At 69.4% G+C, this 23,780-nt stretch carries 26 protein-coding genes and 1 pseudogene; 7 read left to right on the plus strand and 20 right to left on the minus strand.

What is annotated here, in order from left to right; genetic code table 11:
• Positions 1-14: 14 nt before the first annotated feature.
• The 4 genes from ACZ1DY_RS31465 to rlmN form a co-directional block, all read right to left on the minus strand.
• A complete protein-coding gene (locus tag ACZ1DY_RS31465) occupies positions 15-830 on the minus strand; it encodes a DUF1206 domain-containing protein (protein WP_257485213.1) in 816 nt (271 codons plus the stop codon).
• Positions 831-932: 102 nt separating this feature from the next.
• A complete protein-coding gene (locus tag ACZ1DY_RS31470) occupies positions 933-1,355 on the minus strand; it encodes a hypothetical protein (protein ID WP_465481813.1) in 423 nt (140 codons plus the stop codon).
• A 24-nt stretch (positions 1,356-1,379) separates the two neighbouring features.
• Positions 1,380-1,658: a hypothetical protein gene (locus tag ACZ1DY_RS31475; RefSeq protein WP_126733397.1), complete on the minus strand. Its 279-nt coding sequence runs from the start codon at positions 1,656-1,658 to the stop codon at positions 1,380-1,382.
• A 33-nt stretch (positions 1,659-1,691) separates the two neighbouring features.
• Positions 1,692-2,798, minus strand: coding sequence for a dual-specificity RNA methyltransferase RlmN (rlmN, locus tag ACZ1DY_RS31480; protein WP_457952296.1), 1,107 nt, complete (start codon positions 2,796-2,798; stop codon positions 1,692-1,694).
• 197 nt (positions 2,799-2,995) lie between these two features.
• On the opposite strand from rlmN, the gene ACZ1DY_RS31485 reads away from it, so the two are divergent.
• From ACZ1DY_RS31485 to ACZ1DY_RS31505, 5 genes are all read left to right on the plus strand, one after another.
• Positions 2,996-3,130 carry a hypothetical protein gene (locus ACZ1DY_RS31485; RefSeq protein ID WP_257485210.1) on the plus strand — a complete coding sequence of 45 codons (135 nt, stop codon included), beginning with the start codon at positions 2,996-2,998 and terminating at the stop codon, positions 3,128-3,130.
• 88 nt (positions 3,131-3,218) lie between these two features.
• The gene (locus ACZ1DY_RS31490) at positions 3,219-5,387 is read left to right on the plus strand and encodes a YcaO-like family protein (protein WP_465481814.1); all 2,169 of its coding nucleotides are present in this window, start codon (positions 3,219-3,221) and stop codon (positions 5,385-5,387) included.
• Positions 5,387-6,595, plus strand: coding sequence for an MDR family MFS transporter (locus tag ACZ1DY_RS31495; RefSeq protein WP_465481815.1), 1,209 nt, complete (start codon positions 5,387-5,389; stop codon positions 6,593-6,595). The genes ACZ1DY_RS31490 and ACZ1DY_RS31495 overlap by 1 nt, the downstream gene beginning before the upstream one ends.
• Positions 6,585-7,052 (plus strand): GNAT family N-acetyltransferase, encoded by a 468-nt coding sequence (locus ACZ1DY_RS31500; RefSeq protein WP_126733401.1) that lies wholly within the window; start codon positions 6,585-6,587, stop codon positions 7,050-7,052. The genes ACZ1DY_RS31495 and ACZ1DY_RS31500 overlap by 11 nt, the downstream gene beginning before the upstream one ends.
• 88 nt (positions 7,053-7,140) lie before the next feature.
• Positions 7,141-7,749, plus strand: coding sequence for a PadR family transcriptional regulator (locus ACZ1DY_RS31505; protein WP_126733402.1), 609 nt, complete (start codon positions 7,141-7,143; stop codon positions 7,747-7,749).
• Here the strand turns inward: ACZ1DY_RS31505 and ACZ1DY_RS31510 are convergent.
• The gene (locus ACZ1DY_RS31510; protein WP_465481816.1) at positions 7,695-8,534 is read right to left on the minus strand and encodes a class I SAM-dependent methyltransferase; all 840 of its coding nucleotides are present in this window, start codon (positions 8,532-8,534) and stop codon (positions 7,695-7,697) included. The genes ACZ1DY_RS31505 and ACZ1DY_RS31510 overlap by 55 nt on opposite strands.
• 115 nt (positions 8,535-8,649) lie before the next feature.
• On the opposite strand from ACZ1DY_RS31510, the gene ACZ1DY_RS31515 reads away from it, so the two are divergent.
• Entirely contained in the window at positions 8,650-9,495 is an 846-nt protein-coding gene (locus ACZ1DY_RS31515) for a VOC family protein (protein WP_257485205.1), read from the plus strand.
• Positions 9,496-9,508: 13 nt separating this feature from the next.
• On the opposite strand, the gene ACZ1DY_RS31520 is transcribed toward ACZ1DY_RS31515, so the two are convergent.
• The 7 genes and pseudogenes from ACZ1DY_RS31520 to rpsB all read right to left on the minus strand — a co-directional run bounded on the left by ACZ1DY_RS31520 (position 9,509) and on the right by rpsB (position 14,668).
• A complete protein-coding gene (locus ACZ1DY_RS31520; protein ID WP_257485204.1) occupies positions 9,509-9,724 on the minus strand; it encodes a carboxylesterase family protein in 216 nt (71 codons plus the stop codon).
• Positions 9,721-10,357 (minus strand): annotated as a pseudogene (locus ACZ1DY_RS31525) (carboxylesterase family protein). Before ACZ1DY_RS31525 ends, ACZ1DY_RS31520 begins: the two are co-directional and overlap by 4 nt.
• A 180-nt stretch (positions 10,358-10,537) precedes the next feature.
• Positions 10,538-11,434, minus strand: coding sequence for a phosphatidate cytidylyltransferase (locus ACZ1DY_RS31530; protein ID WP_126733405.1), 897 nt, complete (start codon positions 11,432-11,434; stop codon positions 10,538-10,540).
• The gene (frr, locus tag ACZ1DY_RS31535) at positions 11,434-11,991 is read right to left on the minus strand and encodes a ribosome recycling factor (protein WP_034310934.1); all 558 of its coding nucleotides are present in this window, start codon (positions 11,989-11,991) and stop codon (positions 11,434-11,436) included. The genes ACZ1DY_RS31530 and frr overlap by 1 nt, the downstream gene beginning before the upstream one ends.
• Positions 11,992-12,042: 51 nt before the next feature.
• Complete coding sequence (pyrH, locus tag ACZ1DY_RS31540) at positions 12,043-12,786, minus strand: UMP kinase (protein WP_005154669.1); 744 nt, start codon at positions 12,784-12,786, stop codon at positions 12,043-12,045.
• A 92-nt stretch (positions 12,787-12,878) separates the two neighbouring features.
• Complete coding sequence (tsf, locus tag ACZ1DY_RS31545; protein WP_007032885.1) at positions 12,879-13,703, minus strand: translation elongation factor Ts; 825 nt, start codon at positions 13,701-13,703, stop codon at positions 12,879-12,881.
• Between the two features lie 92 nt (positions 13,704-13,795).
• On the minus strand, positions 13,796-14,668 hold the full coding sequence (rpsB, locus tag ACZ1DY_RS31550; protein WP_034310929.1) for a 30S ribosomal protein S2: 873 nt from the start codon (positions 14,666-14,668) through the stop codon (positions 13,796-13,798).
• Between the two features lie 381 nt (positions 14,669-15,049).
• Between rpsB and ACZ1DY_RS31555 the strand changes: the two genes are divergently transcribed.
• A complete protein-coding gene (locus tag ACZ1DY_RS31555; protein WP_257485203.1) occupies positions 15,050-15,655 on the plus strand; it encodes a murein hydrolase activator EnvC family protein in 606 nt (201 codons plus the stop codon).
• A 685-nt stretch (positions 15,656-16,340) separates the two neighbouring features.
• On the opposite strand, the gene ACZ1DY_RS31560 is transcribed toward ACZ1DY_RS31555, so the two are convergent.
• The 8 genes from ACZ1DY_RS31560 to lepB form a co-directional block, all read right to left on the minus strand.
• Entirely contained in the window at positions 16,341-17,189 is an 849-nt protein-coding gene (locus ACZ1DY_RS31560; protein WP_126733408.1) for a FliA/WhiG family RNA polymerase sigma factor, read from the minus strand.
• A 107-nt stretch (positions 17,190-17,296) separates the two neighbouring features.
• A complete protein-coding gene (locus tag ACZ1DY_RS31565; protein WP_465481817.1) occupies positions 17,297-18,292 on the minus strand; it encodes a tyrosine recombinase XerC in 996 nt (331 codons plus the stop codon).
• A 105-nt stretch (positions 18,293-18,397) separates the two neighbouring features.
• A complete protein-coding gene (gene dprA / locus ACZ1DY_RS31570) occupies positions 18,398-19,537 on the minus strand; it encodes a DNA-processing protein DprA (RefSeq protein ID WP_257485200.1) in 1,140 nt (379 codons plus the stop codon).
• Positions 19,534-21,045 carry a YifB family Mg chelatase-like AAA ATPase gene (locus tag ACZ1DY_RS31575; protein ID WP_465481818.1) on the minus strand — a complete coding sequence of 504 codons (1,512 nt, stop codon included), beginning with the start codon at positions 21,043-21,045 and terminating at the stop codon, positions 19,534-19,536. Before ACZ1DY_RS31575 ends, dprA begins: the two co-directional genes overlap by 4 nt.
• Positions 21,046-21,432: a YraN family protein gene (locus ACZ1DY_RS31580; protein ID WP_126733412.1), complete on the minus strand. Its 387-nt coding sequence runs from the start codon at positions 21,430-21,432 to the stop codon at positions 21,046-21,048. It abuts the gene before it with no gap.
• A gap of 230 nt (positions 21,433-21,662) precedes the next feature.
• Positions 21,663-21,986, minus strand: coding sequence for a DUF2469 domain-containing protein (locus tag ACZ1DY_RS31585; RefSeq protein WP_003096226.1), 324 nt, complete (start codon positions 21,984-21,986; stop codon positions 21,663-21,665).
• Positions 21,983-22,762 (minus strand): ribonuclease HII, encoded by a 780-nt coding sequence (locus ACZ1DY_RS31590; RefSeq protein ID WP_192742363.1) that lies wholly within the window; start codon positions 22,760-22,762, stop codon positions 21,983-21,985. Before ACZ1DY_RS31590 ends, ACZ1DY_RS31585 begins: the two co-directional genes overlap by 4 nt.
• A gap of 58 nt (positions 22,763-22,820) precedes the next feature.
• Positions 22,821-23,771: a signal peptidase I gene (gene lepB, locus ACZ1DY_RS31595; RefSeq protein ID WP_257485198.1), complete on the minus strand. Its 951-nt coding sequence runs from the start codon at positions 23,769-23,771 to the stop codon at positions 22,821-22,823.
• Between the last annotated feature and the right edge of the window lie 9 nt (positions 23,772-23,780).

Raw genomic sequence — 23,780 nt, forward strand, 5'->3', positions numbered from 1 at the left:
ACAAGGCCGCGCCGTCAGCCGCGCTGGGCCCGTGCCGCCCCGACGCAGTACACGCCGAAGGCCGCGACCCCGGCGGCCACCACGATGAGCAGTACCGTGCCGAACGGCTGAGCGGCCAAGGTCCGCAGGGCTGCGTCGAGCCCGCCGGAGCGGGCCGCGTCGTGCGTCAGCGCCGCGTAGCCGACGAGTACCGCGACCACGCCGAATACGACACCCCTTGCCACGTATCCGATCCTGCCGAGGCGCTCGACCCACCGCCGCGTCCCCGACGGGAGCCGCGAGAGGTCGAGATCCTGCAGGAAGGTCCGCCGCACGCCCTTCACCACCGAACCCACCGCGACCCCGAACACGACGACGGCCACCAAGGTCACCAGGAACGGCCCGGCGGGCAACCCGAGCAGCCGCGCGGTGAACTCCTGCTGTTTCTGGTCGCCGCTGCCCTGCTCCCCCGAGCCCATGGCGACCCTGGCCGCGTAGACGCCCAAGGAAATCCCCACCACACAGCGCACGCCGGACGTCACCCGTTTCACGGTGCGTTTCCGCTGCTTGTCGATCCAGGTGTAACCGACAGCGGCCAGCAGCCCCTGCCACAGGCCGTAGGCCACCAGCCCCGCCGCCAGCACCCACAACAGCACACCGCCCATCGGGGTCGAGCCGACCTCGGTGATCGCGCCACGGCCGTCGGCCTCCTGGCCGCCACCGCCGACGGCGACGCGCACCGCCAGGTACCCGATGAGCAGGTACACCAGCCCGTAGCAGCCCATCCCGATCCGTCCGAGTACCTGGACGGCCGTGTTGTGGCGCACCTGTCTCGCCTTGGTCGCGGACATCCGGTCCACCTCCTCGTGAGTCTCCATCGAGTGTCGCCGCCGACGGCCATGACCGCCGCGTGACTGGGCCGTCCGGCCCAGCGGCAGAGGAGGAGTGGATCGCTAGGAGGAGAGCCAATCGCCGGTGTGGCGGTGCCTGCCGAGCCCGACGGCATCGAACTCGTCGAAGTGGTCGCCCTTGGCCACGCCGAGCCGCCGAAGCGCCTGGGAAATCGGACTGCCGGCGGCCGGGGCCGGCTCGTCCTCGGCAAGGTGCAGCGGGCCGAGGACCGTCTCGCCGCGGTCCCACACCTGCGCGGATTGCGTCCCGACACCACCGAAGTACTCGGCCTCGATGTACGCCACGGCGCCGTGCTCGGAGCACGCTGCGAGCACGGTCCGGAATTCCCCGGCTTCCGGCAGCGTCTCGGGCAACGGCATCAGTGACAGGTGATGCCCGACCGGGACGAGCCGCGCGCCCTCGACCGAAGCGGGCAATTCAGCGCGTGCGGACTCGGTGACGACGACGGCCTGCAGGCAATACACGCCCGCATCCTGTCACCTCGCGGTCTAGCGGCGGGAACCGAGCCAGGGCGCCAGCAGGGCTTCGAGGTCGGCGTCGGACAACGCGTACGGCCCGCCGTGGAACTCGTGCCACCGCGAAGCGTCCCGCGCCGCCATGTACTCCACCTCGAACGCCCGCATCAGGACGTACATGAAGGTCACCGAGCTGAACCGCTCACCGAGCAACGTCCTGGCCTCGCGCGCGACACCGGTCGCGCCGTGGCCGATCACGTCCGTGAGCTTCAGCTCCTCCGCAGCCGGATCCAGCAGGCTGGGGGCATACATCACGACAAAATCTCCATCACTGAAAGGAAGAACTCAGTTCTCGGCGGCGAGCTGACCGCACGCCGCCGCGATCTCCTGACCACGCGTGTCACGGACCGTGCACGCCACTCCGCCCGCGTTCACCAGCCGGACGAACTCCCGCTCCACCGGCTTCGGCGAGGCGTCCCACTTGCTGCCCGGCGTCGGGTTCAGCGGGATCACGTTCACGTGCACCAGCTGGCCCAGGTGCTGACGAAGCCGCTTCGCCAGCAGCTCGGCACGCCAAGGCTGATCGTTGACGTCCCGGATCAGCGCGTACTCGATCGACACCCGGCGGCCGGACGTGTCCGCGTAGTACCGGGCCGCGGAGAGGACCTCGTCCACCGACCAGCGCTCGTTCACCGGCACCAGCGTGTCCCGCAGCTCGTCGTCGGGCGTGTGCAGCGAAACCGCCAGCCGCACCTGCATCTTCTCGTCCGCGAGCTTGCGGATCGCCGGCGCGAGACCCACCGTCGACACCGTCACCGAACGCTGTCCGATACCGAGCCCGTCCGGCGAGGGATCCGTGATCCGCCGGACCGCCGCCACCACCCGCTTGTAGTTGGCCAGCGGCTCGCCCATGCCCATGAAGACGATGTTCGACAGCCGTCCGGGTCCGCCGGGCATCGCTCCGTCGCGCATCACCGCGGCGGCGGCACGGACCTGGTCGACGATCTCCGCGGTCGACAGGTTCCGGTCGAGGCCGCCCTGGCCGGTCGCGCAGAACGGGCACGCCATGCCGCAACCCGCCTGGCTCGAGATGCACAGGGTCGCCCGATCCGGGTAGCGCATCAGCACGCTCTCCAGGAGCGTCCCGTCGTGCGCGCGCCACAGCGTCTTGCGCGTGGTGCCGTCGTCGCAGGCGAGCGCCTTGATCTCGGTGAGCAGCGTCGGCATCAGATCGCCGACGAGTTTCTCCCGCGACGCCGCCGGGATGTCGGTCATCTCCTCCGGGTCCACCGTCAGCCGCGAGAAGTAATGGTTCGAAAGCTGCTTCGCGCGGAACGGCTTCTCCCCCAGCTCGGCGACGGCAGCGGCCCGCTCGGCGGCGGAAAGGTCGGCGAGGTGGCGCGGCGGAAGGCCGCGCTTGGGCGCGTCGAAGACGAGAGGGAGGGCAGTCATAGCTCACTCAGTGTCCCATGTCCACCTTCGACGCGCCTTGGCCGCCCCGGATCGCTGTTTCCCAGGTCACGTGAAGCGTGCCCGGGCCGTCCGTGCGGATCGCACATCAGGAGACGTCGGGAGGTCACGCCCGGCCCGAGACTTGGTCATGTCGCGCCACGGAGCGTGACGACCCCGAGCGAAAATCAGGAGGACCCATGATCTCGACCTTCGAGCGCCCCGCCGCCGTCGTCGTCCACAACCGCGCCGTGGTCCACAACCGGGCGGTCGTCCACAACCGGGCCGTCGTGCACAACCGCGCGGTCGTCCACAACCGTTCCGCCGCCAAGTAAACCGGCCGACAACGCCGCCCGCGCCGCCGCGGTCCCGCGCCCTGGACCGCGGCGGCGAGGCGGGAGTCCTGGAAACGATGGGGTTGCCATGGGGTCCGAAGAGGTCAGACCGCGGCTCGACGGAATCGAGATCACCGATCTCGAACCGGAGCTCTGCTTTCTCGTCACGCCCAGCGGGGGCCAGTTCTACATCGCCGCGCCGACCCGGGAGTTCCGCGCCTGGGCGAGCCGATGCGACGGCACCCGCACCCGTGCCGAACTGCTGGCCGGAATGGATCCGGACTACGAGGAGATGATGGAGATCCTCGAAGCGGACGGCTGCCTCAGCTCCGGCCGTGACACCGGGGACGACGACGTCGCCGCCACCTCGATCCTGCTCACCGGCTCGCCCGCGCTCACCGAGCCGTTAACGGAAATCCTCCGCGGCGGTGGGTACGCGAGCGTCGAGACGGTCCCCTACTTCCACGATCTGTCCGAAGTGGACACGGAAAACACCGTCGTGGTCGCGGCGTTCGATCACCCCGCCTACACCGAACTGATCGCGCTGGACGCGTTGTGCGCCGGCAGCGGGGTGCGCTGGCTGCCGTTGCGCCGCGAACGCGGCCGGGTGATCGCCGGACCCGCGATCGCGCCCGGCGGCATCGATTTCGCCGACGTCGTCGCGCGGCGCCGCTCCGCCGCACAGGACCCGCGAGTCGTCGAAGCGTTCCTCTCGGCCCCCTCGGACTCCAACCCGCTTCGGCCGGGCGACGCCCGCTGGGCGCTGACCACCCTCGCCGTCCATCTCGAACACTGGCTCTCCGGCGGACGCTCCGGCCTGACCACCGGCGAGATCGAACTCAACCCGGCGGACCTCACCGAGATCCGCCGTCCGATCCTCCCCGTACCCGACCGGGCCCGGTCCATTCCCGCCACGACCGACCCCGGACTGCTGGTGGACGACCAGACCGGGATCGTGACCGGCGTCGGCGAGATCCCACCCGCGCCGGGAATGCCCGCCCGGCTGCGGGTCTGCGCGGTCGATGTCGCGGACATGCGCCGCGTGACGAACTGGCCCAACGACCGTCAGGCCTTCGGCACGTCGTGGCACGACTTCGACCTCGCGCGTCAGTCGGCCATCGGCGAAGCGGTGGAGCGCTACTGCGGAAGCTGGCTCGCTCCGGAGCGCGAAGTGTGCTTCGGCAGCTACAAGCAATTCTTCCGCTACGGCGTCCCCGCACTCGACCCGCAACGGCTGAACCTCTATTCGGCCACGCAGTACCGGTCGCCGGGTTTCCCGTTCGCGCCACTGACCCAGGACACGGAATGTTCTTGGGTGGAAGGCTTCTCCCACACCACCGGCGAACCCGTCTGGGTTCCGGCCTTCCTGTTCTCGAACGAACGACGGCCGGAGGAAGCGTATTTCGCCGATCCGCTGATCGCCGGCCTCGCGAGCGGGACCACCGAGGAGCACGCCGTCACCTCCGGCCTCGAAGAGGTCCTCGAACGCGACACCACCATGCTTTGGTGGGCCAACACGCCACGGCTCGGCAGGCTCTCGATCCCGGACGAGATCCGGTCGCTCATCGCCGACGCCACCGACGACTACGAGGTCACGCTCATCCACCTGGACAACGAGTTCGACGTCCCGGTGGTCGCAGCGGTGGTCCTCGACCGCGTGAAACGCTGGCTGTCGATCGGTTTCGCGACCCGGCCGGACGCGCTCGAGGCCGCGAAGAAGGCGCTCGCCGAAGGGTTCACGCTCCAGCACACCTGCCGCGCCCTCGACGACGAACGCGAACTGGCGGGCATGCGCCGGGACCTGCCGCATCTGGGCAACCTCAAACCGCACCGGGCCGATCGGCGCTACCTGGACTCGTACCGCGAGGACTTCGCCGACGTCGCGGATCTCCTTTGCCAGCAACAGCTCTATCTCGACCCGCGGGCCGTGAAGCGAGTGGCGCCCTGGCTCAGGGACCTGCCGAGCCGTGGCTGGGACGACCTTCCCGCACTCGGGGAACGGCGGCTGAAGGCCTACCAAGCCCGCGTCGAAGCCCGGGGATTCGAGGTGATCAGCGTAGACCTGACTACCTGCGACGTCGCGGCCGCCGGATTCCATGCCGCGCATACGCTGGTCCCGGGGCTCGTGTCGAACTTCCCCGCCGGATCTCCGTTGTGGGGCAACGGAAGGATCGCCGACGCGGCAGTGGCGCTCGGCTGGCGCGACGAACCGCTCGCCGAGCACGAACTCAACGTCTTCCCGCTCCCCCACGCGTGATGGCCGCCGCCGACCTGCTCGGGCTCCCGAGCACTCGCGGCCGGTTCCCGCTCATCGCGGCGCAAAGCGTCGACGCGCTGGGGACCGGTTTGTTCCTGCCGTTCGCCGTCGTGTACTTCCACGCGGCGAAGGGTCTGTCACTCACGGCCGTCGGAGCGGCGCTGTCGATCGCGGCGATGATCGCGCTGCCGTCGGGCCCGCTCGCGGGACGGCTGATCGACCGGTTCGGGCCGGGACGGATGGTGATCACCGCCAACCTGATCCGCGCGGTGACCTTCACCGGCTACGTCTTCGCCGGCGAGGCCTGGCATCTGGTCGTCCTGGCCGCGATCACGTTCTGGGGCGAAGGCATGTTCTGGCCGTCGACCGGCGCGCTGGTGGCACAGGTCGCCGACGAGGGCCAGCGCGCCCGCTGGTACGCGATGGAACGCGCGCTGCGCAACGTCGGCATCGGGCTCGGCGGGCTGCTCGGCGCCGCGATGGTCGCTTGGGGCGGCACCGGCGGCTACACGACGATCGTGCTGGTCAACGCGGCGAGTTTCGTCGTCGCCGCGGTTCTGGTCGCCTCGTGGCGAGCCCCGGCGGGCACCCCTCGCGAGAGCGGATCCGAGGCCGTTCCCCCAGGCGGCTACCGGAAGGTGCTCGCCGACCGGATCTTCCGGAGCGTCCTCGTGACCGTCTTCGTCTTCGCGTTGTGCGATCTGGCGTTGACCGTCTTGCTGAGCGCGTACGTCCTCGACGGCCTGAAGCTGCCGGCTTGGCAGCCCGGTGTCCTGTTCGCGATCAACACGGTGCTGGTCGTGCTCGCGCAGACCGTGGTGTCGCGCCGGGTCGAGCGGCGTCGCATGCCGCGGACGCTCCAGGTCTCGGCCGCGGTGTGGGCGGTGTCGTTCGTCCTGTTCGCGCTGGTGCCCACCGGGCGGCCCACGACGGCGTTCCTCGTGCTCACCCTCGCGATGATCGTCTTCACCGCCGCCGAACTGCTCCAGGCGCCGACCAGCAGCGCGCTGACGGTCGCGATCGCCCCGGCGCGGCTGCGCGGCCGCTATCTCGGCCTTGAAGAACTCGTGTGGAGCGTTGCGCGGGTGATCGCTCCGGCGACGTTCACCTGGCTGCTGTCGCACGGTGCGGCTCTGCCGTGGCTGGTGCTGATCGGCTGTTGTGGCGTGGCGATCGTGGTGCTGGGCAGACTGAACCGTGCGCTCTGAACTGGACGACGTCTACCGCCGCGTCTACCGCGAACCGCCGTACCTCGAAGGCGAGGACGACGTCGCCCGCTTCGGCGTGCTGTTCGCCGAACACGCCGCGCTCCCCGGGTTCGCCATGACGACGGTGCGCGAGGCCGGAGCACTCGGCGGCTTCGCCTACGGAGTCCGGCAGGAAATCGGCTGGTGGCCCGAACGCGCGACGGCTCCGGCGCCGTCGTGGCTCGACGGCGAAGCGCTGTTCTACGTGTACGAGCTGGCGCTCCTCCCCGAGCTCCGCGGTCGCGGGCTCGGCCGCGCTCTGCTCGATGACCTGCTGAAAGAGCGGCCCGAGCGGTTCGCCGTACTCGCGTCCCGCGTCGAGGCTCCCGCCCGGCGGCTGTACCGGCGCTGGGGCTGGCGGAAGGTCGGCGAGTTCGACTTCGGCGGCATCGATCTGCTCGCGCTCGACCTCTCCTGAGAGCCAGATCACCCAGAACGGGTTGCCGTGCGACTGTTTCCGATATATCGTGAACGTGTCGAGACAGTACGTAGAAAGGATTCACCTCATGCGACGACGACCCTTCCCCCCAGAACACGGCCGGCCCGCCTTCGGACCTTGGTCCCGCGGCGGCTTCGGCGACTTCCCGCCTGGTCCGGGCGGACCGGGCCACCGGCACCGGCACGGCCGCCGCGGCGGTCCCGGGCGGCGCGGCAAACGCGGCGACGTCCGCGCCGCGATCCTGGCGCTGCTGTCGGAGCAGCCGAGGCACGGCTACGAGATCATCCGCGAGATCGGCGAACGCAGCGGCGGCTTCTGGAAGCCGAGCCCCGGCTCGGTCTACCCGACCTTGCAGTTGCTGGCCGACGAAGGCCTGGTGATCAGCAAGGACGAGAACGGCAAGAAGCTGTTCGAACTCACCGAATCCGGCCGAGCCGCGGCCGAGCAGCAGGACGCCGTCCCGCCGTGGGAGCAGATCGCCCACGACGTCGACCCGGCCGAGGTCAACCTCCGCAAGGCCGGCGCGACCCTGGCCGCGGCGGTCGCGCAGGTGATGCACGCCGGCAGCGAAAGCCAGCAGGCCCGCACCGTCGACGTGCTCAACGAGGCACGCCGGACGATCTACGGCATCCTCGGTGAGGCCGAGGACGCCACTCCGGACGAGGACGCGGAGTGACCTGGCACGACGAGGCCGGTGGGCTTGACGCGGGTATGCACGCGATAGCCCACCGGCAGCGTCATCCGCTTCTCTCCGGCACCTGACGAAACCTCGTTCAGGCGCCGCACGTCCGCGATCGCCTTCGCCGCGACCGGAGCGCTGAACTCGATCTTCAGCACCGCCTCCATCGCGGCGGCGTCCTCGAACAGCCACCGCGTCATGACCTTGCGACAGCCGAATCCCTGACGGGCGAAGAACTTCTCCACCCCGGGCGGGTCGTAGTGCGGAAGATCCAGCCGCATCCAGCGTCCGTAGGGCTCACTCGACACATCGAGATCCACGATCACCAACAGCCCGCCCGGACGCAGCACCCGCTCCGCTTCGCGAAGACCGGGCTCGCAACCGGGGCCGAAGAAGTACGCGGTGCGCGCGTGGACGACGTCGAAAGCCGCGTCCGGTAAGGGAAGCCGCTGGGCACGCCCCTGCCGCACCTCGACGTTCTCCAGTCGCTCCACCCGTTTCCGCGCGTCGAGGACGAGCGGCTCATGAGGTTCGACCCCGACCACCGACCGCGCCGTCGCGGCGAACCGCGGCAGATGGAAACCGTCACCGCAGCCGATGTCGAGGACGTCCGCGCCGGACCAATCGCGATACCCGGCGAGCACGCGCCAGATCTCGTCGTCGACGTCCTGCGCGCGATTCTCGACCTCGTAGGCCTTCTGGTAGTACCAGATGTTCGGGCTCGGCAACACCTCCTCACCGCCGCGGCGGAAGGAGGAGAGGGCTCGGGGAAACCAGCGCACGGAAGCTCCAACGAAGGGACACCGGGCCGGGTTCCGGGGTCGTCCGGTCGAAATCTTTGACGGAAACAATGCGGTCAGCGACTAGACTTTACTCCCACCGGTAAGGGAGAACCGCATGTCGCTCGGCTCGGCCGCCCACACTTCCGTCATACCTTCGGGAATCCCGTGCTGGATCGAGCTCGCGTGCAGAGACGAATCGGCCGCACAAACCTTCTACAGCGGGCTTTTCGACTGGGAGTACGTCGTCCAGCGCGATCCGGCGACACCGACCGGCCGTTACTCGATCGCCACGCTGAACGGCGTCCCGGCCGGTGGTCTGTACCGCGCGGCTACCGGCGGCCCGGCAGGCTGGAGCGTCCACATCTCGGTGCCACAGGCGGCCGCGGCCGCCGAATGGGTCGACAGTCTCGGTGGCCGGGTCACGCTCGGGCCGGTGGCGATCCCCCATCGCGGCAACATCGTCCACGCCGTCGACGCGTGCGGCGCGCACGTCGTCTTCTGGGAGCCGCCCGCCACCTGGGAGTTCGCGACCGGGGTGCCGAACACCTTCAGCGGCGCGGATCTCAACACCCACGACGGGGCGGCGGCGGATCACTTCTACTGCCGCCTCTTCAACTACACCAGCCACCAGATCGGCGACGGCGCCTCGCTCGACTACGCCGAATGGCTCATCGAACACGAACCCGTGCTCTACCGGTACGTGATGGGTTCGGAGTACCGGCCGGACACGCCCCCGCATTGGATGGTCTACTTCGAGCTCGACCCGGCCCGCGGCGCGGACGCCGCCGCGGGACAGGCCTTGATGCTCGGCGGTACCGTCGTGGTCCAGCCCTACGACACCCCGTACGGCCGGATGGCGATCCTCGCCGACCCCGACGGTTCGGTGTTCGCCGTGATCGACCACTCGCGGGCCGTCGAGGGCTGGGGCACCGCCGAAGTCGACGATCCCTACGACGACTGAGCCCGCTCCCCGGTCAAATACCGGCCCAGAACCGGCAATTGTGCACCGCCGCGAGGTCGACCGGGCCGATCGCGCCCGGCGCCGGCGATTGCGTCCGCGGCGAGGGACGCCATTTCGGCGGTTCCCCGCCGTTCGGATCACCGGTGCGCGCGAAGACGGTCCAATACCGGATCATTAGCGCCGCCAGTTCCTGCTGGGCGGACGTCAAATTCGCCGGAAGTGCGGTCACATCGGACAAATAGGCCAATTCGGCTCCATATGAGGCACCCATGGACATTCCGGGAGAAGCGAAGGTCCGTTGCGATCCGCGAACTCGTAACTGCTCTGGATGATCACGCGCTGGAACAGCCCCGCCGCCGACGGGGAAGCCAGCTGGGCGCACGCGCTCATCGAGCCGGCCGATTCGCCGAACAGCGTGACGTTCCCCGGATCTCCCCCGAAGACGTGCGCGTTGCGCTGCCCCCAGCGAAGCGCGGCCTTCTGGTCCTGAAGCCCGAAGAAGCCGAACACGCCGAGCCGGTAGTTCACGGTCACCACGACCACGTCCCCGCCGAGGGCCATGCGCTTGAAGTCGTAGTCGCTTCCGGCCCGTACGTGAAGCTGCCGCCGTGGACCCAGGCCATGACCGGACGCGGCTTCCGCGCCGGCTTGGCCGGGCTGATCACGTTGAGGTACAGGCAATCCTCGTTGTCACTCGGCCCCGGGCCGAGCCCGCCGCCTGCGCGCACCCGGGGCCCCGGTCTGCTCGCGTCCCGCACCGCGGTCCAGGGTCCAGGTCTTTGCGCGGCGCCCAGCGCAGATCACCGACCGGGGGCGCGGCGAACGGAATACCTTGGAAACTCCGGTATTCGCCGGTACTCACGCCGCGGACGGGACCGGAATCCGTGCCGACGACCGGGCCTCAGCCCGCCTCCGCCGCGGTCGTCGTCAGCGCTCCGAGCGTCACCAAGCTCAGAGCCGTGGCCAGAAATCGCTTACCCATCCGTCGAGTGCGCATACCCCCGGCCATGACAGAGCGCCCGGCTCGTCACAGGGACTTGGCCTAAAGAGGCACGAATGCGGAGAGCAGCAGCCAGGAGACGACGGCGGAAGGGAGCAACGAATCGAGCCGGTCCATCAGCCCGCCGTGCCCCGGCAGCATGTTCCCCATGTCCTTGACGCCGAGGTCACGCTTGATCAGCGACTCGACGAGATCGCCCAGCGTCGCCGTGCAGACGATCGCCGCGCCGAACAGCACGCCCTGCCAAGCGTGACCGTCGAGGAGAAGGCTCAGGGTCAGCGCGCCGGCGACCACTCCGGCCACGAGCGAACCGGCGAACCCTTCCCAGGTCTTCTTCGGGCTGATACTGGGCGCCATCGGATGCTTGCCGCCCAGTACACCGGCGATGTAGCCGCCGGTGTCCGAAGCGACCACACCGATCATGAACGCCAGCACCCGGCCGACACCGTCCGCCGGCGGGACGAGCATGGCGGCGAAGGCGCCGAAAAGCGGGATGTACGCGGCGGCGAAAACCGACGCGCTGATGTCGCGCAGGTAGCCGTCCGCGCCGCCGGGCAACCGCCACAGCAGGCAGACGAGCACCGTCAGCACGAACGCCGTCAGCGCGCCCTCGCGGCCGTACGGCCACGCCAGCCAGATCATCGCCTGACCGCCGACGAGCACCGGGACCAGCGCGATCCGGATGCCCGCCGCGCGCTTCAGTGCGCCGGCCAGCTCGATCGTGCCGACCGCGATGGCGATCGCGATGATGCCGATGAACAGATAGCGCACGGTGAGCAGGGACGTGACGATCGCCGCCCCCAGCAGCAGCCCGACCCCGATCGCGGCGGGCAGGTTGCGGCCGGCGCGGGAAACCTTCTTCGCCGGTTCCGGCTTCTCGGCCGGAACCGGTTCCGGGGCGTCCACCCGGTCCTCGCGTTCCTCGCTCACCTGGCTCATCAGACCTCGAGTAGCTCGGCTTCCTTGTGTTTCACCAGCTCGTCGACCTTATGGCTGTAGGTATCAGTGAGGTTCTGGAGTTCCTTCTCGGCGTGGACGACCTCGTCCTCGCCGGCCTCGCCGTCCTTCTTGATCCGGTCGAGCTCTTCCTTGGCCTTGCGGCGGACGCTGCGGATCGAAACGCGGGCGTCCTCACCCTTGGCCTTGGCGACCTTCACCATCTCCTTGCGGCGCTCTTCGGTGAGCTGCGGGATGACGATGCGGATCACGTTGCCGTCGTTGCTCGGGTTGACGCCGAGGTCCGACTCGCGGATCGCCTTCTCGATGGCGTTGAGCGAGGTCTGGTCGTAAGGCTTGATCAACGCCATCCGGGCTTCGGGGATGTTGACGCTCGCCATCTGGTTCAGCGGGGTCGGCGCGCCGTAGTACTCGACAACAATGCGCGAGAACATCCCCGGGTGGGCCCGGCCGGTGCGTACCGACGACAGGTCCTCCTTGGCGACGGACACCGCTTTTTCCATCTTCTCCTCGGCGTCGAGGAGGGTCTCGTCGATCACGGCAACTCCCGTAGTTGTGTATGCGTACCGATTGCGAAGATCAGAGCAGGCCTACGCGGGCACCCCGTCGGCGGGGGTGTCGACCAGGGTGCCGATCCTCTCACCACTGACCGCGCGGGCGATGTTCCCCTCGGTGAGCAGATTGAACACGATGATCGGCATGTTGTTGTCCATGCACAGGCTGAACGCGGTGGCGTCGGCGACCTTGAGGTCCCGCTCCAGCACCTCGCGGTGACTGATCTCGTGGAACATCTCGGCGGTCGGGTCGCTCTTCGGGTCCGCGGTGTAGACGCCGTCGACGGCCTTCGCCATCAAGACGGCTTCGCAGCCGAGCTCGAGCGCGCGCTGCGCGGCGGCGGTGTCGGTCGAGAAGTACGGCATGCCGACCCCGGCGCCGAAGATGACGACGCGGCCCTTCTCCAGGTGACGCTCGGCGCGGCGCGGGATGTACGGCTCGGCGACCTGCCCCATGGTGATGGCGGTCTGCACGCGGGTCGGCAGGCCCTCCTTCTCCAGAAAGTCCTGCAACGCCAGGCAGTTCATGACGGTGCCGAGCATCGCCATGTAGTCCGCGCGGTCGCGGTCCATGCCGCGCTGCGACAGCTCCGCGCCGCGGAAGTAGTTGCCACCGCCGATCACGACGGCGATCTGCACGCCCGTCCGCGCGACGTCGGCGATCTGCTGAGCGACCGAGTGCACCACATCCGGATCAACCCCGATGGAACCGCCGCCGAACATCTCGCCGCCCAGCTTCAGCAGCACCCGCCGGTATCCGCCTTCGACCCGGACACCCATGTCGCCCTCCCTAATGCTCCGAACCCGACTGTGCCCCGTCCCCGATGGACGGAGACGGGGCACAGTGGTGATTCTTGTGTTCCGCGCCTGGATCAGGCCTGGCCGACCTCGAACCGGGCGAACCGGCTCACGGACACGCCGGCCTCGTCGAGCAGGGCCTTGACGGTCTTCTTGTTGTCCTTGACCGACGGCTGCTCGAGCAGGACGTTGTCCTTGTAGTACGCGTTGACCTTGCCCTCGATGATCTTGGGCATGGCCTGCTCCGGCTTGCCCTCTTCGCGGGCGGTGGCCTCGGCGACGCGACGCTCGTTCTCGACGACCTCGGCCGGGACCTCTTCACGGGTCAGGTACTTGGCCTTGAGCGCGGCGACCTGCATGGCGGCGCCACGGGCGGCCTCGGCGGCGGCCTCGCCCTCACCGGTGTACTCGATGAGCACGCCGACGGCGGGCGGGAGGTCCGCACCGCGACGGTGCAGGTACGTGGTGGTGGTGCCCTCGTAAGCGGCGACACGGCGAAGCTCGAGCTTCTCACCGATGCGGGCGGCCAGCTCCTGGACCTGCTCGTCGACGGTCTTGCCGTCGAGCGAGGCGGCCTTCAGCTTCTCGACGTCGCTGGTCTTCTCGGCCTTCGCGACCTCGACGATCTTCGCGGCGAGAGCCTGGAAGTCCTCGTTCTTCGCGACGAAGTCGGTCTCGGAGTCGAGCTCGATCAGCACGCCGCCGTCACCGGCGACGAGGCCCTCGGCGGTGGCGCGCTCGGCGCGCTTGCCGACGTCCTTGGCGCCCTTGATGCGCAGGAACTCGACGGCCTTGTCGAAGTCGCCGTCGTTCTCCTCCAGCGCCTTCTTGCAGTTCATCATGCCGGAGCCGGTGAGCTCCCGGAGACGCTTCACGTCTGCGGCGGTGTAGTTCGCCATCGTGGGTGTGTCCGTCCTTTTTCAGGTACGAGAAAGTCTTTTGGGGAAGTCACCCGTGGGGCCGCCTCCAGGCGGCCCCACGGGCAGGTGGATCAGGAGGAGGCGGTGGCCTGCTCGGCCGGAGCCTCGGTGGCGGCCTCGGTCGCGGCGGCGGCTTCCTTGGCGTCCGCGGCGGCGGTCTCGGAGCCGGCGAGCAGCTCCTTCTCCCACTCGGCCAGCGGCTCGTCCGTGGCGACGCCCGCCTCGGGCTTGGCGTCGGCGGAGGAACCGTTGCGGCTGGAGCGGGCCATCAGACCGGCGGCGGCGGCCTCGGCCACGACCTTGGTCAGAAGCGCGGCCGAACGGATGGCGTCGTCGTTACCCGGGATCGGGTAGTCGACCTCGTCCGGGTCGCAGTTGGTGTCCAGGATCGCGACGACCGGGATGTTCAGCTTGCGAGCCTCGCCGACGGCGATGTGCTCCTTCTTCGTGTCGACGATCCACACGATGCTCGGCACCTTGGCCATGTCGCGGATACCGCCGAGGGTCTTCTCGAGCTTGTCCTTCTCACGGGTGAGCGTGAGGATTTCGCGCTTGGTCAGGCCGGCGAAGCCGCCGGTCTGCTCCTGCGACTCGAGCTCCTTCAGGCGGAGAAGACGCTTGTGCACCGTCTGGAAGTTGGTCAGCATGCCGCCGAGCCAGCGCTGGTTCACGTAGGGCATGCCCACGCGCGAGGCTTCGGCCGCGATGGCTTCCTGGGCCTGCTTCTTCGTGCCGACGAACATGATGGTGCCGCCGTGCGCGACGGTTTCCTTGATGAACTCGTACGCACGGTCGATGTAGGTCAGCGTCTGCTGCAGGTCGATGATGTAGATGCCGTTGCGCTCGGTGAAGATGTAGCGCTTCATCTTCGGGTTCCACCGACGGGTCTGGTGCCCGAAGTGCACGCCGCTGTCGAGCAGCTGCTTCATGGTGACGACGGCCATTGCCGGAATCAACCTCTTCTGTGTCGTGCGCGCCCGGCTCCGCCGGAACGCGCTTGCTCGGTTCGTCGCTCTCGGCCGGGTGGCCGATCGCCCTGGTGCCGATGCTCGGGCCCGGACCCGGGAGCGAAATACCCCAGGGACCGCCGGGCCGTGTGCCCCCGGCTGTCCTGACCCTCCGTGAGGAGATCGGCCATCGGGAGCGCGCACGTGCACGCGAAGTCAGTCCGCTGCCGCGGACCGCGCAAAAGAGTCTACTCCCTGTCGCCACCGGGTACCGCACCGGCAGCCCCTGATGAGAGGGGTTGTCCACAACCACCTCGGTTATCCACAGATTCCACCGGCGCGCCCCGCCCGCCACGCCGTACCCCCAACCTGGAACACATGACACCGACGACCTCATCCCGCCCTGTCACCAGGCATTCCTTCGCGATCGACCGCACCGGCGGCAGGCACCGCCGCCCAGGGCACGCCCGGCGCCTTCCCCGCCTGGCGATCCTCGCGACCGTGCTCGCGATCCTCACGTCCGCGGCGATGCCCGGGACGGCGAGAGGGGCGCCCACCCCGCAGGGGCGCCTCTCCTGGCCGCTCTCGCCGGCACCGAGCGTCACCAGGTACTTCGAGCCGCCCTCGACGCCGTACGGCCCCGGCCACCGGGGCGTCGACCTCGCCGCACCCCCGGGCGCGAACGTCCTCGCGGCCGCCGAGGGAGTGGTGATGTTCGCCGGCCAGGTGGCGGGCCGCGGAGTGGTGTCGATCGATCACGACGGAGGCCTGCGCACCACCTACCAACCGCTCGCCCCGACGGTCACCGCGGGTGATCAGGTCCACCGGGGCCAGGTGCTCGGCACGCTCGCGGCGGGCCACCCGGGCTGCCCGGAGCCGGCGTGCCTGCACTTCGGCGTCCGGCGGGGCGAGGAGTACGTCGACCCGCTCACGTTGATCGGTGAACCGTCCGAGATCCGCCTCAAACCCTGGGAAGGAGACTGAATGACCGCTGCGGGATCAGGCGGTGCCCGCTTGTCCGCCGAGTCGGCTGTACCGGCCTTCCGGGCTCGGCGGTAACGGCTTCCGGGCTCGCTCAGAGTAAGCCTTGCGGCCCGGCTTTCCGGGCTCGCCAGGTTGGCCTTGCGGTCCTGCCTTCGCGCCCTGGCGCGGCGCTCCTCGCCCTTGTCTCAGTACTGGGCAGATCGGCGTGATTCGCGTGTCCAGGCACGGGCCACGCGTGATTGAAGACCGAACACGCGTGATAAGGGAGCGATCACGCCGAGCGGCTCCGCGCCGCGTGTTCCGTCCCCACACGCACGCGCCGTCCACCCAGGCACGCGCGCCGCCCGCCTGGACACACGCGCCGTCCCTCCAACCACACGCGCCGTCCGCCCAAGCACACGCGCCGTCTGCCTAAACACACGCGCCGTCCGTCCAAACACACGTGTCGGCCCACCGAACACATGCGTCGTCCACCCCAAACACATGCGCCGCCGTCCGGCGAAGCCCATGTGTCGTCCGTCCGGCACAGGTGTCGTCCGTCGGCGGAGCGTGCGAAACAAGCCTGCGAGCGGGTCCCAGAACCACGGCGCGGTAGCGAGGCGGGCTTCGCAGCTCACCTGAAGCAGCTGCGGAACCTTGGGATCAGGCGGCGAATCGGCTGACCGGCCGCGGAACTGGACGGCGGCTAGGCCTGCTCGACCAGTTTGGCGCGCAACCGCATGACGGCGCGGGTGTGCAGCTGGCTGACCCGCGATTCGGTGACGCCGAGGACCTTGCCGATCTCGGCGAGTGTCAGGCTTTCGAAGTAGTAGAGACCGACCACGATCCGGTCGCGTTCGGTGAGCTGGGCGATCGCCTGCGCGAGCTGGCGGCGGTTGTCCTGGTCGACCAGGACGGCCACCGGGTCGACGGCGCCGTCGTCGGGCAGGGTGTCGACCAGTGAGCCGCTGTCCTTGCCCGCGGCGACCAGGTCTTCCAGGGCGATGACGCTGGTCAGCTGCATCTGGCCGTAGAACTCGCGCAGGTCGTCGACGCTGATTTCCAGCTCGGCCGCGAGTTCGGCGTCTGTCGGGGTGCGGTTGAGCCGGGCTCCGAGGCGTTCCAGGGCACGCTCGGCTTCGCGGGCCTTGCTGCGCACCGCTCTGGGGACCCAGTCCTGTGAGCGCAGGTCGTCGAGGATCGCGCCCCGGATGCGCTGCATGGCGTAGGTCTCGAACCGCAGGCCCCTGGCGGGTTCGAACTTCTCGATCGCGTCGACCAGGCCGAAGATCCCGGACTGGATCAGGTCCCCGACGTCGACGTGGGTCGGCAGGCCGGTGCCGACCCGGCCGGCCACGTACTTGACGAGCGGGGCGTAGTGCAGCACGAGCCGGTCGCGCACGATCTGGTCCGGGGACTCGGTGAACTCCCGCCACAGCGCCTGGATCCCGGCGTCCACTTCGTAGCCGGTCCGCGCTTCGGGCGCGACGGCAGGACCGTCCCCGCCGGGGCGGTGTTTCCCGGCGGCTTCGGTGACATGTGGGTCGGCGGTCATCGGGCCGCCGTTCTCAGCATGCGACTCAGCGTGTTCTCCGTGCTCGTGCGGATGCGCGTGCGCCGCCGGTCCGGGCCGCCGGGTCACCTGCCGAGTCCTCCCCGGCATCATCGGGCCCGGGGGTGCGCGCGGTCGTGGATCGCCTTCAGCCGATCGACGGTCACATGAGTGTAGAGCTGCGTTGTGGCCAGCGTAGCGTGACCAAGCAGTTCCTGAACGCTCCGAAGATCAGCGCCGCCTTCGAGCAGATGAGTGGCCGCGGAATGCCTCAGGCCGTGCGGGCCCATGTCGTTCGCGCCCGGCACCGAACCGACGGCGTCGTGGACGACGCGGCGGGCCGCCCGCGGATCGAGCCTGCCTCCCCGTGCCCCGAGGAAGAGCGCCGCTTCCCCCGATCCCTTGGTTTCGACGGCGAGCTTTCCCCTGCCCTCGTCCAGCCAAGCCCGCAATGCCGCTTCGGCGGGCACGCCGAACGGCACGACGCGTTCCTTGCCGCCCTTGCCCAGCACGAGCACGACCCGGCGGGAGAAATCGACGTCGCCCACATCCAGCCCGCACAGTTCCGAGACCCGCACGCCGCTCGCGTAGAGCAGTTCCACGATGGCACTGTCCCGCAATGCCACCGGGTCGCGCTGTTCGGCACCGGCGGCTGAGAAGCGCATGACGTCGCTGGCCTGTTCCGCGCGGAGGACCCCGGGAAGCTTGCGGTGCGCGCGCGGAGCTACCAGCCGCCCGCCCGGATCCGACGCGAGCGCCCCGCCTCGATGGGCCCACGCGGTGAAGGTGCGAGCCGCCGCGGCCCGCCTCGCCAGCGTCGTCCGGCTGGCCCCTTCCTCGCGTTGCCGGGCGAGCCAGCCACGCAGCGTCCCGATGTCGAGGTCGGAGAACCGGCCACCGTTCGCGTCCACGAAACCCATCAGCGACACCACGTCGCCGAGGTAGGCACGCACCGTATGCGCGGACAGCCCGCGTTCGAGGGAAAGGTGCCGCTCGTAGTCGTCGATCAGCTTCCGGACAGGCTCCGGCAGCGCGGCACGGGCGGCGCGCAGATCGGGTCTGCGGGCGCGTTTCCCCGTGCCGTGGGGACCTTCGGTCGACGGCATGCCGATCACGCTGCGCGATGTACGGCGGATGGTCAAGTATCGCCGCACCCTGTTGCGGTGTCCGTGGTCGGATCGTGCCGGGATGGCGTCTCAGGTGTAGGCCAGTCAGGTCTTGGCGGCGCGTCTTCGCCACCCTGTGTCACCTCTTTCCGCGAAGCCGTCGAGTTCGAGAGCCGGAAGCAACGAACGGACACGTTCGACCGGGATGCCCGACTCGGCGGCGATCCGTTCCACGGGCCTCGCCGACCGATCGGACAGCGCGTCGTGCACTCGCAGCGCTTCCGGACCGAGCTGATCGGTGCGGCGGCGTGGTTTCGACGGATCCGCTCCCGGTGCCCCGAACCGTCCCGCCGTCTCCAGGATCTCGTCGACCGAGGTCACCAGCGTGGCCTCGCCTTCGCGGATCAGCGCGTGACAGCCGGCGGACATCCCCGAGGACACCGGCCCCGGCATGGCCATCACGACCTTGCCGAGCGCTCCGGCCGTCGCCGCGGTGTTCCGCGCGCCGCTGCGCCTGCCCGCCTCGACCACGACGGTCCCTTCCGTGAGCGCCGCGATGAGCCTGTTCCGGACGAGGAAGCGATGCCTCGCGGGTGTGGTGCCCGGCGGATACTCGCTGACCACCGCGCCGGTCTTCCCGATGGAGCGCAACAAGGTCGCGTGCTGGGCCGGATAGCCGACGTCGACGCCGCAGCCGAGCAGGGCGACCGTCGTGCCGCCCGCGCTCAGCGCGCCCCGGTGGGCCGCGCCGTCGATGCCGTACGCCGCCCCCGAGAACACCGGGATCCCCCGGCTCGCCAGGTGGTAGCCCACCTCGGCCGCGTTGTGCTCGCCGTACCCGGTCGCCGCGCGGGCACCGACGATCGCTATCGCCTGGTCCACGGCCTCGTCGAGCCTCGCGGGGCCGCGTACCCACAGCGCCAGCGGAGGTGCCGCGCCAGAGACACCCCTGCTCTGCGCCACGGCCAGCGAAAGCAACGGCCAGGCCGGCCATTCGTCGTCTTCCGGGATGACGAGGCGTGCCTCGCCTGCCTCGGCCCGCTCCAGATCTCGCTCGGCATAGTCGTGTGCTCGCCGCGCGGCGGTCTCGTCGCGCACCTTCGGCGGGCACTCGGCGCTCCGCACTCGTTCCGCGGCGGCGACGGGGCCGATGTCACCGACGAAATCGGCCAAGGCGGGTGCCGGTGGCTCGGCCACACGCAGGAGATACGACCGGGCGATGCGCTCGGCGTCGAGTTCACTCATCCGGATGACCGCTCTCGGAAGTTCAGGGCGGCCGCGACCTCGTCCGCCTCCGGCTTGTCGGCGCCCTGCAAATCGGCGAGCGTCCAGGCGATGCGAAGGCACCGGTCGGCGCCGCGCGCGGTGATCGCGCCTCGCTCCAACGCGCGGTCCAGCAACGCCGTGACCTGCGACGGCAGCGCGAACTCACGGCGCAGTGCCGGGCCGGGCACCTCGGCGTTCGTGAGCCAGCCTTGCTCAGCCCAGCGTTTTCCGGCACGCTCGCGTGCCTCCAGCACTCGCTCCCGGACGGCCGCCGACGCTTCGGGCGGCTCGCTCAGGTGCGCGCTGAGCGCGGAAAGCGGACGCAGCCGAACCCGCAGATCCACCCGATCGAGTAATGGCCCGGAGAGTCGGCTCAAGTAGCGCCTCCGCACGGTCGCGGAGCACGTGCAGTCGGCGTCCTTCGCCGGAGCGCAGGGACAGGGATTGGTCGCCAGCACCAGTTGGAACCGCGCCGGATATCGCACGGCGCCCTTGACCCTGGCGATCCGCACTTCGCCCTCTTCGAGCACCGTGCGCAGCGACTCCAGCCGTTCCGGGCCGAATTCGCACACCTCGTCGAGGAACAGGATCCCCCGGTGCGCCCGGCTGATCGCGCCGGGCACGGCGAGGCCGCTTCCTCCGCCGATCAGGGCGGGCACGCTGATCGAGTGATGCGGCGCGACGAACGGCGGCACGGTGACGAGCGGCGCGGACCGCGAAAGCGAACCGTCGATCGAATGGATCGCTGTGACCTGCAACGACTCTTCGGCGGTCAGCCGCGGGAGGAGGCCGGGTAGGCGTTTGGCGAGCATCGTCTTGCCCACCCCGGGCGGTCCGGTCATGAGCAGGTGATGCCCGCCCGCCGCGGCCACCTCCAGCGCCCATCGCGCTTCCGGCTGTCCGACGACGTCCGCGAGGTCGGGCACCTGTGGTGGCTCTTGGACGGTGGAAGGCTCGGGACGGGTGAGTTCTCCTTCGCCCTTGAGCCAGTCCACGAATTCGCTCAGCCGGGCTACCCCGCCGACCTCCAAGCCGTCCACGAGAGCGGCTTCGAACAGTGACTCGGCGGGGACCACCGCCCTCCGATATCCGGCGTTGCGCGCCGCCAGGAGCCCTGGCAGGACCCCGCGGACCGCCCGCACGCGGCCGTCCAGGGCCAGTTCGCCGAGCAGCACGGTGTTCAGCAGCTTCGTGGCGGGAACAGATCCGGTCGCGGCCATGATCGCCGCCGCGATCCCCAGGTCGTAACCGGATCCCACCTTCGGCAGGTTCGCCGGCGACAGGCCGAGGATCACCCGCTCGTCCGGCCAGGTCCGCCCCGAATTGCGGACGGCGGAGCGGACCCTGTCCTTCGCCTCTTTCAGCCCGGTGTCGGGCAGTCCGACCATCGTCACCTTCGGCGAGCCGCCGCCGATGTCGGCCTCGATCTCGATCATCCTGCCTTCGACGCCGAGCAACGCGACGGACCAGGCCCTCGCCAGCGCCATTCAGAACGCCGCCTTGATATGCCGCACCTTGGGCTTGGCGTCGGGCCTGGCGACGATCGCGATGATGTCGTAGCGGACGGGGCACCAGCGGAGCATGAACTGCCGCTGCCACTGGTACGCGAGGCGGCGGATGCGGTCCGCCTTGTCCGGGGTCACCGCCTCGGCGGGCGTGCCGAAACCCACCCCGGTCCTCGTCTTCACCTCGCAGAAGACGAGGCGTTTGGTGTCGGTCGCGATCAGATCCAGTTCGCCGTCGCGGCAACGCCAATTACGGCTCAGGACGACATAGCCCGTCTTTTCCAGATGCCGGACCGCGAGCTCCTCGCCCCATCGGCCCAGTTCGATATGTGGTGTCCCGGCGGACGGCTGTTCGGCCGTGCTCGTCATCTCGATCCCCCTCAGCGATCGTCACGGTGCGTGTGGGATCGACGCTGCCAGGGTGAAGGGGCGGTGGACAGGGCTGATTCCGCCGCCTGTGGACAACTGGGGTGTTGTGGATGGTTGGGCCGTCGCGGGAGCTCACCGGCCGGAATCGTCGGTGGGCTGTGCTATGCGGCCCGGAGATACGTGAAGGCCCCCTTCATGCACTGAAGGGTGCCTTCACGTACTTCCGAAGATCAGCCGGAGAACGGCCCGTCTTCCGGCAGCCGGAGATCCGGTTTGTCGAGTTCTTCGACGTTGACGTCCTTGAACGTGATGACCCGGACGTGCTTGACGAACCGCGCGGGCCGGTACATGTCCCAGACCCACGCGTCGGACATGCGGACCTCGAAGTACACCTCACCGCCGCCGTCGCGCACCTGCACGTCGACGGCATTGGCCAGATAGAACCGCCGCTCGGTCTCCACCACGTACGAGAACTGGCCGACTATGTCGCGATACTCGCGGTAAAGCGAGAGCTCCATCTCGGTCTCGTACTTCTCGAGATCCTCTGCGCTCATGAAATCCGCGCCCCTCCTCGCGATTTTGCTGCTGTTCCAGCGGCGGAGCGTTCATTGTTACCCACGTACGGGCCGAGGGCACGTATCGGCACGCTCGGGTTTTCCAGTGCCGCGACGGTCAGGACCACCGGATGAGGTGGTGGGACGCGGTGCGCGGCCGCCGCGGTGGCCACGTTCGTGTACGACCAGCGATGGACCGGGCTCGGACCGTGGGTGTTCAGTGCCGCGCTGTGGTCGGTGGTGCTGTAGCCCTTGTGCACGTCGAAACCGTAGTGCGGGTGGACGTCGTGCAGGTCGCCCATGATCCGGTCCCGGGTGACCTTCGCCAGCACGGACGCCGCCGCCACGCACGCGACGGCCTTGTCCCCCTTGAGCACCGGGATGCTCGGGGCGGGCAGCCCGGACACGCGGAATCCGTCGGTCAGGACGTAGCCGGGCGTCGTCCGCAGCGCCGAGACGGCGCGCCGCATGCCTTCGAGGTTCATGACGTGGATGCCGAACAGGTCGATCTCGGCCGCGGGGATGACGATGACCGAGTAGTCGACGGCACGCTGGACGACCCGGTCGTACACCCGGTCGCGAGCCTTGGCCGTGAGCACCTTCGAATCGGTGAGCTCGGGCAGGCGTGCGGCGTCACCCGGACGCAGGACGCAGGCGGCCACGACGAGCGGGCCGGCGCAAGCACCGCGCCCTGCCTCGTCGACTCCGGCGACGGGCCCGAGGCCTCGCCGGTCCAGCGCACCCTGCAACCCCCAGAAGAGGTCGCCACGCACCACTGCCCGCGGCGGCCGAAGCGGCTCGGCCGGTGTGAGCGGTACAGGAACTCTCAAGGCCTTACCGCCTCCGGTCGACCGCCTTGCGCACTCCAGCCGACATCCGCCTGCCGAGGAAGAGCACGGGCCACGCCGCGGCGACACCGACGCCGAGGGGAAGCCCCTGCTGCCAGGCAGGCGCACCGAGCGCCACCGGCTGGGCGTTCGCCTGCGGGTTGTGGTCCGAAACGCCACCCCAGCGGCCGGGCGGGAGCACGATGACCCGTGCCTTGCCGATGATGTTCTCGACCGGGATCGCGCCGTTGACCCCGCCGCCGCCCTGGCGCCGTGAGTCACTCGAATTGTTGCGGTTGTCGCCCATCACCCAGACGTAACCGGCAGGCACCTTGACCGGTGCGAACGTGTCCTGGACGGGCTTGCCGCTCTCGTCCACCTGCGAACCCGGTTCCCAGTGGATGTACGGCTCGTCGAGCGCCTTGCCGTCCACGATCACGCGGTTCTGCGGATCACAGCACTGCACCGTCTGCCCGGAGGTCGCGATGATCCGCTTGACGAAGTCACGCTCGTCCGGCGGTGCGAACCCGATCAGGGAACCCAGCGTGCGGAATCCGGTGACGAAGATGTTGCTGGACTCCGGCGTGTCGATCTCGCCGACCCAGGCGGGCGGTCCCTTGAAGACCACCACGTCGCCCGGGCCGGGATCGGTGAAGTCGTACGTGATCCGGTCGACCAGGATCCGGTCGCCCGTGCATCCCGCGCAGCCGTGCAACGTGGTCTCCATCGACCCCGAGGGGATCATGTAGACCTTGGCGAGGAACTGCTGGATCAAGATCGTCAGCACGAGTGCCACGACGATCAGGATCGGCAGTTCCTTCCAGAACGACCGCTTCTTGTTGACCTTGCCGAATTTCTTGGAGCCGGACCGGCCCCGCCGGGAGGCCCTGGTAGGGCGCTCCTCATCGGGGCGATCGGGCTCGTCTTCGGAGGTGTTCTGGGACACGGGTTCGACCACGACGCCAGG

This window comes from Amycolatopsis sp. PSD-21, assembly GCF_055561455.1.